General features: G+C 43.8%; 11 protein-coding genes. 2 read left to right on the forward strand and 9 right to left on the reverse strand.

What is annotated here, in order from left to right; genetic code table 11:
- Positions 1-204 precede the first annotated feature (204 nt).
- The 6 genes from BLO31_RS07555 to BLO31_RS07580 form a co-directional block, all read right to left on the reverse strand.
- A complete protein-coding gene (locus BLO31_RS07555) occupies positions 205-1,092 on the reverse strand; it encodes a helix-turn-helix domain-containing GNAT family N-acetyltransferase (RefSeq protein ID WP_070964083.1) in 888 nt (295 codons plus the stop codon).
- Between the two features lie 89 nt (positions 1,093-1,181).
- Positions 1,182-2,231: a ferric ABC transporter ATP-binding protein gene (gene fbpC / locus BLO31_RS07560; RefSeq protein WP_070964085.1), complete on the reverse strand. Its 1,050-nt coding sequence runs from the start codon at positions 2,229-2,231 to the stop codon at positions 1,182-1,184.
- 19 nt (positions 2,232-2,250) lie between these two features.
- Positions 2,251-4,332, reverse strand: a complete 2,082-nt coding sequence (locus BLO31_RS07565; RefSeq protein WP_070964087.1) for an ABC transporter permease — start codon at positions 4,330-4,332, stop codon at positions 2,251-2,253.
- A 96-nt stretch (positions 4,333-4,428) separates the two neighbouring features.
- Entirely contained in the window at positions 4,429-5,466 is a 1,038-nt protein-coding gene (locus BLO31_RS07570) for an ABC transporter substrate-binding protein (protein WP_070964089.1), read from the reverse strand.
- Between the two features lie 394 nt (positions 5,467-5,860).
- Positions 5,861-7,246 carry an MASE1 domain-containing protein gene (locus BLO31_RS07575; protein ID WP_084659647.1) on the reverse strand — a complete coding sequence of 462 codons (1,386 nt, stop codon included), beginning with the start codon at positions 7,244-7,246 and terminating at the stop codon, positions 5,861-5,863.
- Between the two features lie 223 nt (positions 7,247-7,469).
- Positions 7,470-8,111: a response regulator transcription factor gene (locus BLO31_RS07580; RefSeq protein ID WP_070964091.1), complete on the reverse strand. Its 642-nt coding sequence runs from the start codon at positions 8,109-8,111 to the stop codon at positions 7,470-7,472.
- A 373-nt stretch (positions 8,112-8,484) separates the two neighbouring features.
- Here BLO31_RS07580 and BLO31_RS07585 point away from each other — a divergent pair, with 373 nt between their 5' ends.
- Complete coding sequence (locus BLO31_RS07585; protein WP_070964093.1) at positions 8,485-9,096, forward strand: sugar O-acetyltransferase; 612 nt, start codon at positions 8,485-8,487, stop codon at positions 9,094-9,096.
- On the opposite strand, the gene BLO31_RS07590 is transcribed toward BLO31_RS07585, so the two are convergent.
- The 3 genes from BLO31_RS07590 to BLO31_RS07600 form a co-directional block, all read right to left on the reverse strand.
- Positions 9,093-9,578, reverse strand: a complete 486-nt coding sequence (locus BLO31_RS07590; RefSeq protein WP_070964094.1) for a hypothetical protein — start codon at positions 9,576-9,578, stop codon at positions 9,093-9,095. The genes BLO31_RS07585 and BLO31_RS07590 overlap by 4 nt on opposite strands.
- A 91-nt stretch (positions 9,579-9,669) precedes the next feature.
- Positions 9,670-10,113 (reverse strand): HIT family protein, encoded by a 444-nt coding sequence (locus tag BLO31_RS07595; protein WP_217495104.1) that lies wholly within the window; start codon positions 10,111-10,113, stop codon positions 9,670-9,672.
- A gap of 105 nt (positions 10,114-10,218) precedes the next feature.
- Entirely contained in the window at positions 10,219-11,022 is an 804-nt protein-coding gene (locus BLO31_RS07600) for a MetQ/NlpA family ABC transporter substrate-binding protein (RefSeq protein ID WP_070964098.1), read from the reverse strand.
- Positions 11,023-11,299: 277 nt separating this feature from the next.
- On the opposite strand from BLO31_RS07600, the gene BLO31_RS07605 reads away from it, so the two are divergent.
- Positions 11,300-11,797, forward strand: a complete 498-nt coding sequence (locus tag BLO31_RS07605; RefSeq protein ID WP_070964100.1) for a DUF7000 family protein — start codon at positions 11,300-11,302, stop codon at positions 11,795-11,797.
- Positions 11,798-11,892: the final 95 nt, after the last annotated feature.

The raw sequence follows: 11,892 nt of genomic DNA on the forward strand, positions 1-11,892 counted from the left end.
TACTTGATTTAGAGGTGCATATAGTGGATGCGAGAATTTGACCTGCTATTAAAGGTAGTTTGCATGATTGTCGATACTAGAAGTAATCCGAAAAATCAGAATACCCTAAGCGTCATAACTCGGATTTGTCCAGTTGCAAGTTATGGTAACAGTAAGTCAAAGAAACTTAACAACACACACCTTTAAGCCAGACAATCGGCAGGCTTATTCTGATACCAAAAACTGCTGTTTCGTCAAACGAACAGGTGTGACCGGAGAACCGTAGAAACTTACTGGTTCGGAAAGTGAATCGGCTCCAAACTGAGATAAAATAGCAACCGTGGTATCTCGCGCTTCACTAATGATCTCTTGAGTGATGTTGTTAAACGTATCTTGCAAAGAATGTTTCGCGAGCTGCTTGCCGATACCTAAACCTCGCAAGTGAGTATCAACGGCAAATCGCCCCCAGTGCCAGCCATCTTGTTGTTTCCAAATCGCGGCAGTTCCGATTAAGTTTTCTCCAACCCGCGCTGCCCACCAAATTGACTCATGCTTGTCACCTAACTCGATCAGTTCAGCGGGAATACCTTGTTCGATGGCAAATGCCTGATTGGCAATTATTTTAGCTTGCTGCAAATAGCTTGGTTTGAGCCTTTCAAAAATGACGTCTTTATAACCGAGCTCTAAGTTGCGTCTTATGGCGCCTATGTTTAGTAAATTGAGTCCAGTGAAGACCTGTTGTATTTGGTCGTTATCGAGCTGGGAAAAAACATGGGAAAAAATCGAATCTGATGATTGATTCGCCTGTTGTAAGGTGGCTTGACCTTCCGGAAGGAGTAGCACCTCTTTTTGTCTTTTGTCCGATGTACTGGGGTTAACCTGTATCCAACCCTTGTTACTCAATGTCTGAAGCGAGCGACTTAACGCCGCTTTGTCGGCGTTTAATTGACTGCAAAGTTCATTAAATGAAGTGGCACCATTTGTCTCTAAATAGGTCATTAAGTGGGCTTGGGTTAGATTGAGTTGTGACCCAAGGCAGTTGCGGTCTAAGAGGCCTAGCTCTCTTATTAGGTGTCGCAGTTCCTGACGAATTTGATGCTTGGTATTTTGCATAACAAAGTAGATTTGTTGATAGTATCAACTAAATTGACAGGGATGGCCGATTATATCAAGTAAAACATTCACATTGCGCCTTGTTTTCGTTATCTGGGAAGTAGAAACACGCCTGCGGGGTTAATGGTGAGATAGGCGTATTGGCAGACATTTGGGTCAAATGTGGTTGAGTTGAGGTGCAGTAGTAACTCTTGTCCAAACCACTTTGCCCTAACCTCGTACATTGCACCCATATAGGTGACATCGACGATCTCACACTGGGTTGTCTCTACTCCCTCTTCGACTAATTCTATTGCCTCCGGCCTTACTCCGATCAAGTATTTGCCCGAAGTTTTATTTAACACACTTTGCTTTTCAGCTTTAAACCTATAACCGTTTATATCTATCATTTCGCCATCATAAACCCCTTTAAAAACGTTAGTTTCTCCCATAAAGTTCGCCATAAATAAGGAGGCCGGTCGTTTGTAGAGCTCTTCGGGTGTGCCCAATTGCTTAATATCACCGTCCTTCATAACGATAACGCAGTCGGAAACTGCAAAAGCTTCATACTGATCGTGGGTCACATACAGGGAGGTGATGTTAAATCTTTGCTGTATTTCTCTTATTGTCTCGCGCATGTTGCGCCTTAAATTGCTATCTAGGTTACTCAAGGGTTCATCAAACAGAAGCACCTTAGGCTTTAGTACTAGGGCTCGTGCCAAGGCGACGCGCTGCTGCTGTCCTCCTGAGATTTGATCAACAAAGCGCTCCTCAAAGCCCTCTAAATCCACCACTTTTAACGCATTTAATACTCTTTTCTCTATCTCTTCCCTGCTTATTTTTAGCATCTTTAGACCATAAGCTACGTTTTCGAACAGAGACAAGTGGGGGAACAGAGTATGAGATTGAAACACCATGCCGATGTCTCGGTGTTGAATAGACGTATGGGTAACGTTATCTCCATCTATAAATATCTTTCCGCTGGTCGGCCTTTCCAATCCAGCAATAAGTCTTAAAATCGTGGTTTTTCCGCACCCCGATGGGCCGAGTAGCGCAGTCATACTGCCTTTCTTGATCGCTAGATCGAGGGAAGGAATAACGGTTTTTTCATCAAAACGTTTGCAGATGTTTTCCAAAATTACAAAGCTGTCTGATGCCATAGGGAGCGTCTCCTCTGCGCTATTGGTGGCTTGGTTGGGTGTGCCTGATACGCGTTTTCCCAACAAAGAAATCGACTAAAAAAATAATGGTTAACATGATTAGAATGAGGATCGAACCGTACGCTATGGCGATGCCGTATTCACCATCCTCTACGCGATTTAAGATATAAGAAGTCGCGACTTTGCTATCGGGTGTAACAAAAAAAATAACAGAGCTGACCGTCGTCATAGAGCGGACAAAACTGTAAACCAAGGTAGAAAAAATTACTGGCCGCAATAGCGGGAGAGAGATTTTAGATAAGGTGTTAAACGAGTTAGCCCGCAAACACATAGAGGCTTCATCTAAGCCTTTGTCAACTTGACTCAAACTAGCAATACCTGCTCGTATTCCGATGGGAACACTGCGAACAATCATAGAAATCACTATGATTGCGGTAGTACCAACCAGATAAAAAGGAGCGCCATTAAAGGCTAAAATAAAAGAAACGCCAGTCATGGTACCGGGTATGGCAAAACAGATTAAGCTAGCAAATTCGATTACCTTTTTGCCATAAAACTGCTGGCGAACAACGAGGTAGGCAATCAAAATACCGACTAATGTCGTTAAGGGCGCCGCTATGCTGGCATAGGAAATAGAAGATATAAGAGACGGCCAAGCCCCCTGATTAAAATTGGGACCAAAAAGGTATTGGTAATTGTCCAGCGTTAAGCGGTAATCCACTCCCCAATTGACGGTGAAACTACCATATAGAATGTTGCCGTAAAGCAGTAAGTTAAATACTACCCACACAAAGAGAAAAACCGTCACAAATAAGCGGATTGAGGCGGGTAGAGTTCTCACTTTACCTCGCGTGGTTTGCGTGGAAATCGTTACATAAGACCGCTTTCCAATCCAAAAGTATTGCACCATAAAAACGGTTAACGTGAAGATAAGCAGTATACTGCCAAGGGTACTGGCCGCTTTGGTGTCTAGTTGAGAGCCGACCATATAAAAATAGATCTGCGTCGATAGCACATCAAAGCCACCCCCTAAAACGAGAGGGTTAGTAAAGTCGGCCAGTGAATGCACAAAAACAATAAGGAAGCTGTTGGCAATCGCAGGTTTTAAAAGTGGTAGCACTAAATAGAACAAGGTTTGATAGCGACTGGACCGCAGTGTTTTTGATACCTCTTCCTGCGATGGATCTAATGACCTAATTGCCCCATCCAAAATCATAAATGAGATAGGAGAGAAGGCGAGGACTTGGGCTATCCAGATACCGGGTAAACCATACAACCAATTGGTTTGCACAAGACCCAAGTGTTCCACCATAAATTCGGTGATGTAGCTGGAGCGACCTAGCATTAGGCTTACTCCTAACCCAACAATAAACGGCGGCGTAACAATCGGTAAGATAGAAAATGCTCTGGCAAAAAATGCACTGTGTTTCGCTACCCGTGTGCTGTAAAAGGCTAGCAGGAGTCCAAACAGTGTACTGCCTAATGAGACTGAGGTTCCAAGAAGCATTGAGTTGTAGATAACGCGTAAGATCTGAACGTTACCCAAGGTGTCCCAGACAGAACCCGAAGCGTTATCACCATTAGTTCCAACAAATGCAGGCATCAAAATGGCGATACTTGGATAAACAACAAAGGTGGTGATGAGTAGGGCAGTGGTGAGTAGCGAGCCTATGATAAATACATCGCCCCCTAAGAACTTCAATCTAGAAAGCCCCAAGGTGATGACAGCGCTAAGCGCCAGAAATAGCACAATAACGCCATACCCTAGACTGTTCTCTGTATACCAAGATGTCATCACGACAATCACCAAACAACCGACGCTGTAGGTAATATCAAAGATGTGGCGGCTGCGAGCCTGTTGCCCTTTTGGTTTTAATGGGCGGATAAGTAAGCCTAGTGGCAAGGCGAACCACAACCAAGAGATATTGACCGAAGTCCATCCCAGCGCATTGTGAAACTCGTCTTTGGTCGCACCGAAAAAACCGTAATCCAAAGCGAATGCTGGCAGTTGAAAAAAAGAAATCAATAGACAAGTCAGCCAGTAAAAAACGGGGTCAATGTGTCTGGTCTTGGCTGAGCAGTGCTGAGAGTGTTGAAGCATATTGGCACCAAAGGTTGAAGCAGTTGCAAAAGCCTGAATTGAGGCAAAAGGGCGATTTGCTTTGATTGCTTATCTATCCATGTTAAGCCAGTGTTCTTAGCGCTGTGCTTGGCTCATTTTTATCGTGTTGACCCACTTGGTTATAAGGCGCTTGCGCTCTTTTGTTGAACCGAAGATCTGCATATCGTAATCGACAAGGTTAATTTTTTCGGGGTCATAGGCTTTGGGCGATTGCTGAGCGTTAACATTGGTTAGCGTTTGAAATGTGTTTCCCAGTTTCCAAATGTTTTCTTGTCCCTGTTTAGACAGAACGTAGTCGACAAACTTCTTCGCATTTTCAATATTGCGAGCGCCCTTAATAATGCTGACACCGCCAATTTCATAGCCAGTACCTTCACAAGGCAGAACCAACTCCAGTTGAGCCCCTTTGCTCTGTTCGAGTACGTAATCGTGCAGAAAGCCAATACCAACAGTGATGTCACCTCGGGCGAGATTTCGTGATGGGGTGAAACCCGATTTGGTGTACTGAGATATATTCCTGTCCAACTCCTTTAGGTATTCAAACGCTTGCTCTTCTCCCCACAACTGAATGAAAGTGGTTAGCGCAGTGTAGGCGGTGCCGGAGCTTTGGGTATCTGCGATTTGGATTTCGTCTCGGAGTGCGGGTTTAGTTAAATCTTTCCAGCACAAAGGTGTGTCGAGTTGCTTCTCTTCTAACCTTTGCTTGTTGATGCCAAAGCCCAAAATACCTATGTAGATTGCACTAGAGTAATGGCCTTTCCGCCTAGCGGGGTCTTTGAATTTTTCTTGAATATGAACGAGTTCAGGGGAGCGATAGGACATGAGTAACCCCATTTCTCCCGCTTGTGAGTGAGGGTCGAAAGTGCCGCCATACCAGATATCAGCGCGGGGATTTTTCTTCTCAGCGTCTATCTTCGCCAAAGTACTGCCAGTGCTTAAGCGAATAAAAGAGACATCGACCTGATATTTTTGCGCAAAGGTACGGGTTGTAGACTCACAGAGGGCATTGGTGGCACTGCAATAAACGGTAAGCCGATCTTGTGCGAATGTGCATAAGCTTAGAAGTGGCGTGAGCAGAATACTGGTATTGAGTAACGCGCGAGGGATTTTCATTTTGGTTTCTCCAAGGATTCAATGCATAACTCACTGACATTGGAAAAACTAAACCCAGTTTCCAACCAAATACGGCAGAAAAAACACAGTTAGTGAGTAAAAAAATGCCCCAGTTAAATGCTGGCTACTAATCCAGTAGGCGCTTAGATCCCCCAATCTAAACGGGACTACTTGTTAGCCAGACATATAACATAGGGCGGCCATCCCTAACTTCGCGGTAATTGCATCGACGATTATCGAAGCAAGGCTAAACGCACCATGCAGCGCGACTCTGTGTACTTGTTTTAGCTTTTTATTTCATCCTTCACTCTTTGATACTTAATGCATATTGTGTTGACTTGAAGTGAGTGTAATACCGAGAAAAATTAAATAAATGAGATAGATTTGTAATCTGTTAGGAAAAATTCTTAGATAGCAGGGGAGCTTTGTTTTTTTGGGGCAAGCTAACGAAAACTCGTGTTCCATTGCTGCTGCTCGCGACATAAAAATGACCACCTAGTGCAGAAACGCGCTCTTCGATCCCAGTGAGCCCATGACCTCGGCTTCGCCAAACTTCAGGTAGACCAATGCCGTTATCACATACTTCTAAGCGAAACATGTCGTCATAGATCAGGTCCAAGCTGATTTCATTGGCTTGGGAGTGCTTGCAGACATTATTGAGTAGCTCTTGAATGATTCGATAAAGAATAGAACGAGTTGTATCGTCGAGACTATTGGCAACCAAGTTGAAATTTAACCTAAAAACAATATCTCGCTCGTTGAAACCGAGTTCTCTTGCCAATTGTTGCACCGCGTGTTGCAGGCCCATAGTGTCTAGCGCAGGTGGTCGAAGTTGATTGAGAATATTGCGCGTAGAAGAGTGTATTTGCATGGCAAGCTGGTTAGTGGTTTCAGCGATGTTTTGCAACGACTTTTCAGGGGCGAGCTTTTTTACCAGCATAGATTGAATCTGAATGGCGGTAATGTTTTGTCCTATCTGATCATGTAACTCTCTGGCTATATCTCTTCTAGTCGACTCTTCGATATGAATCAATTGACTCACCAGTTCCTGCTTGTCTTTTAATTCACGCTCTAGCCGAGAGTTTGTTTTATACAAGCTTGTCGCAAGTAGGTGTTGACGGCTGATGATGATTCCTAAAAGCAAACCAACCGTTGCTTGTATCGAAATGAAAAGATGCAAATCAAGTGTGCTATCGAACGAGTGGGTTAGGTGGTGAATAGCGGTGAAAATGACTCCGTTGACCGTGTTGGCAAGTACTGCCCCTCGCCAACCAAACTGATAGGCGAGATAGAGGTTGGGAAGTAAGAAAATGAGCATCGCAATAGATTCTATATGTATGCGAAAAAAGAGCTCGGCCAATAAACTGATAGCGAATAAGAGAGTGCAAAAAACGCAGGGGTACAAGCTTGGTTTTCCTTTTTGACGCCAGTGGGGCGCTGTTTTTTGAACCCCCTTATTCCTTAGCAAAAGATCATAAAGGAGAAAGAGAAATGGGGTGAGTAACAGACCGCTGGCAAGTGCGGATAAAAAAGCGTTTGCGGCATAAATCCAAGGCAAGTTAAATGGCTTTATCCATAGTGAGACACCTATTGCGCAAACAGCGCTATAGGTGAAACACAAGGCAGTGATGACGAACAATTTTTGCCAATACGTCGAGCTTGACGCCAGATAGAGCTGAAAAGGTGGCAGAGTAAAAAAGCGTAAACAGTCGCGAGTATCAGCCAATACTGGTAAATCTTTGCGTCTAGAGTTAACAGGGTTAAACACAGTAGTACACACTCCAGAAGCGCAAACACAAGACTTGTCTTTTGGGGAGCTAAAAGTAAAACAATCAGCCTTAAACCGGTTGGGAGTAACAGCGCGGATAACAGAGTATCGGCATTAAAGTAGTGGCTAATAAACCACAAACACCAAATACTCAAAAAGTAGGTCGCTGCAGTAAAAGTCCGTTTAGTGTTTGATCTGATATGGGAAAAGGCAGAGATCAGCCACGAAAAGTCGCTCATAGTTGCTGATCTTCCTCGTCGAGCAGTTTGTTGGCTATTGCAAATCGTATAAGGTCGACGTTGTTGGACAAACCGAGCTTGTTGAGAATATTTGCTCGGTGAACGTGAATGGTTTTGTGGCTAACAAATAGCTGATTCGCGATCAGTTTGGCATCCATGCCTTTGGTGAGTAAGGCAAAGATCTCCCTTTCCCTTTTCGTCAGTTCTGCAATGGCGTTGGGGGTTGTAGAGGCATTACTCAAGTTGATAAGGGCATCGGTACAAAGGTAGCGCTCACCTTTGGCTACCGTGTGTATGGCGGTGACCAACTCTTTAGGACCGCATCGTTTAGACAAGTAGCCGTAAGCCCCCGCTTCAATCGCTTTACTAACAAAGGAAGCGGAATCGTAGATACTCAGAATGATGGCTTTAAAGTCAGGGTGTTTCATTCGCAGCTTTTCAAGTAGCTCCAAACCATTGCCATCCGGCATTGCGATATCAATAACGGCGACATCCACTTTTGTTTTTGAAAGGGCGTAGTAGGCTTGTTTGGCATTGTCGTACTCGCCGTGGACAATAATTCCTTTTTCTGTCGAGAGAAGCTGGGCGAATCCGGAGCGAACCATAGTGTGGTCATCGACGAGTGCGACAGTGATCATTGCAAGTCCTCTGGAATGGTTACCTTTTCAATGTTTGTGAGGTCAAAATCTTATAAGTAGTGATTATAAATTGCCGCGGATCCGAGTGTCGGTGGCAAAGCATCGTTTTTGGTATCAACAGCACGTTGCATAAGTTGGACTTTTAGGGGTGAAAAATGTGCTTCAATGTTGTAACTTTATGTTTTTATTGATTTAAGTTTCAGTAACTAATGGCTTAACGCAACTTAGGTTTTATCTTAGGCGAAATTATATCGAAACTTTGAAGTAAGTCGTATGTTGTTGACTTATCAGTAATCTTAGTTGCACAAAAGCTTGATAAGTAAAAACTGGCATTGTATCAAATGCATGTATCCGCTCATTTAAGGAGTCGATTATGAGCCAATCGCTTAGCGATTTTGAAGTCCGAATTCCGATTAATAAAAAACTTGTTGAAACGCAGAGAGAAGTCAGAGAAAAACTCTACGACTACAACCATTCCCGACCTTCAGAAATGGAAAAGCGAAAGTCCCTCTTAGACGACATATTAGGGACTAACAAGGGGGTAAATATCTTTCCTCCCTTCTACTGCGATATGGGTAAAAACATTCACTTTAAGCTGGGTGGATTCCTCAATGTCGATGTGAAAATTTTGGATATTGCGCCTGTTAACATTGGCGAGTACGTGCAAATTGGGCCTGGGGCTATCTTAACCACGGTAGGCCATCCTTTAGATATGGCTGAACGATGTTTGCCAGAAGCGGCTGGAAACTCGATTAACATTGGTGACAATGTGTGGATTGGGGCAGGTGCTATCGTATTGGGAGGTGTCTCGATTGGGGACAGAAGCGTGATTGGTGCCGGTGCGGTTGTGACAAAAGACATTCCCGCCGACAGCGTCGCCGTGGGCAATCCTGCCAAAGTGATAAAAACCATTGAGCACAACCCTATGCCGACGGATGAAGAGTTAGATGAGATTTGGGCAGAGTTTGAAAGTATTACGCCCTAGCGAGCTATCTTCCGTTTATTGATCCTTGAGCCAAGTTGAATACCCGCCGCGTCAAAGCGCAATGTCACTTGGCTTTTATCTCCCAGATACCACTCTTTTGGCATTGAGTTCTCTAAACCTAGGATCTTAATTTTCTGTTGCTCTTCTTTAGTGATAGCCACGTATTGTAACAGGGAGTCGAGTACGCGTTCCAAGCGCGAGTAGGAGAGAGCTTCGTCGCGATAGTGACGTTTGATTTCTCCAACTACGGACTCTAAAGGAATAAGAGGCTCAATTAGCAAGCCGTCTTTTGGGCAACCTTGAGCCTTAATTGAACGGGGCGCTTTGTTGCGCGCTTCCTGCCAATCTGGCTTGCCTTTACGAGTGACAAAGTCCTCTCTAAAGCAGACGTAACTAAACAAAAATCGTTCGAGCATCGCCCATCGCTCGCCTTCAATTTCTAGCCAAATGTGTTGCAGTTCGCGCTCTTTATCCGTTGTCATACCATCGCCGTTTTAGATCCGAAGTGAATGGTGAATCGTCACACCCACTGATGATGACATTGTATGGTATCCCAATATGGGTTCAAACTTATTACTCGTCGACAAGCTGCTCTTTCAGTTTAGTGATAAAGGCGATCATTTCAGTTTCACCGCCTTTGGGGGCATTGGGTGCTTCGGAAAACTTTACTCCCCAATAGGCTTGTTCGGTATCTTGATATCTTGGAACCAGCCATATGTGAAAATGCTCTACAGCATCGCCAAAAACCCAGTTGTAGACATGAGCGATGTCGCTTTGTTGGTAGAGGATTCTATTAACCGCTCTCATTAACAAGCCGAGTTGGGTTGATTCGTTATCGCTGAGCTCTGCCCAGTTTTTAAGGTGACGCTTTGGCTCTATTATTAGAGCACCGATATAGTTACTTTGATCTTCGGTTCTATCAGGTGCGTGGGCAACCACGAAGTCGGGAAAATCGTCGAAGGGTAGAACCAAACCTTGGTGTTGGGTTTGGTGCTTGTGGCACACAAAACAATTCATATTGCTATCCATTTCATATAGTTATGGATTTATAGTAAACATTGCGCGCTTGAATGGTCAATTAGGAAGAGTAAAAAGGCAGCCAACTGGCTGCCTGATTGATTATTAGAAAGCGGGCTCAATAGTGCCGTTAAACGTTTTTGCTAGATAGTCTCTGATCGGTTGAGATTGGTAAATCTCGACAAACTTTTTATAGTCAGGGTTATCTTGGTTTTCAGCTTTTGTTGCAATGACCATAACGGCTAGTGCTGCGTCTTTAGGCTCTAGGAAAATCCCTTTTTCTTTTGGATCTAAGCCCGAAGACATCACGTAGTTCATGGTAATTGCCGCAGCGTCAACGTCGTCCAAGGTACGAGGCAATTGAGCCGCATCCACTTCAATGATTTCGATGTTTTTCGGATTGTCGACGATATCAGTGATCCCCGCTTTATGACCAACGCCTTGCTTAAGAGTGATAAGTTTAGCTTCTTCGAGTAGAAGCAAGCCACGGCCACCGTTAGTAGGGTCGTTTGGAATAGCAACACGAGCATTTTCTGGTAACTCGGCTAGTGATTTAACTTTGCTTGAGTAGATACCCATTCGCATCAAAATCGACTGACCAACGGAAACAAGGTTAGTGTTTCTGCTTTCATTGAAGTTGTTCAAGAAAGGTACGTGCTGGTAACTGTTTATATCGATGCTGCCATCGGCGAGTGCAGCATTAGGGGTAATAAAGTCAGAGAACTCTACCACTTCAACTTGTAAACCGTGCAGTTTTGCTTCTTTAGCAACGGCCTCAACCACTTGTGCGTGAGGGCCTACCGTTGCACCTACTTTTATAATTTTGGCTTCTTCTTCACCACACGCCGCAAGACCAACAACGGCCGCTAGGGTAAGTAGTGTGCGCACGGATTGTTTGATGACTTTCATACTTTTCTCCATCTCAGTAACGAAAGATTGCCAGATGTCTGGATGGCTATAATGTTTGTTTATAATAATTTATGCAACTAATTTTTTTCTTTATTTTCAGTGGTTTTGTACGGTAAATCAGGGGCTTTTATTGTGGTAATCATTAGTGAAGCATGGGAAGGACTTGGCATTATTAGTAAAAGTTTTGTCGTATAAATGCAAATACTGATAGTTTAAACTACTATTTTTGTTTCATATGCTGAGCTAGCTATTTATACGATAAACCAAGGAGATACACATGACACAGTTTTGCCAATTGATCTCTGATTATCATCAGCAACTGAACGATGGTCGAATGCAAAAGGCGTATCACGGTCTTCAGATTTACCTCGGATCTCTAAAAGCTTGGTTTAACAAAAACCTTCCTCAAGACTATTCAGTAGGAAACTTATCACCGGGCTATATGGACTATAGCTATTTTCCTTTTTTCAACCGCTTCTTACGTTCTAGAAAACTGCGTTTTGGAATCGTGCTTAACCATGAAGATATGCGTTTTGAACTATGGCTAATGGGACAAAACAGCTCGGTCCAAGACAAATACTGGCAACATTTAAAGGGAACCAAATGGAATCGTCATTTGTCTGATATGCCGAGATATTCTGTTTTGGAAGCCATACTTGTCGAAGAGCCGGATTTTTCTGATCTGGAATCTCTGAACCGAGAGATCTACCAACGGGCTTCACTGGTGACTGATGAAGTGGTGTCATATATTCGTGCCACCCCTTGGACTGACTAATGCTGCGGTTACTTGTTTACTCTGGATTTCTTGAGTAATACAACACGGCTTAGATTGGCGTTGATGATTTGGTAAACCGCAATTTGGGACAATTT

Origin of the sequence: Vibrio sonorensis (genome assembly GCF_001854765.1) — a bacterium.
Lineage (GTDB): Bacteria > Pseudomonadota > Gammaproteobacteria > Enterobacterales > Vibrionaceae > Vibrio > Vibrio sonorensis.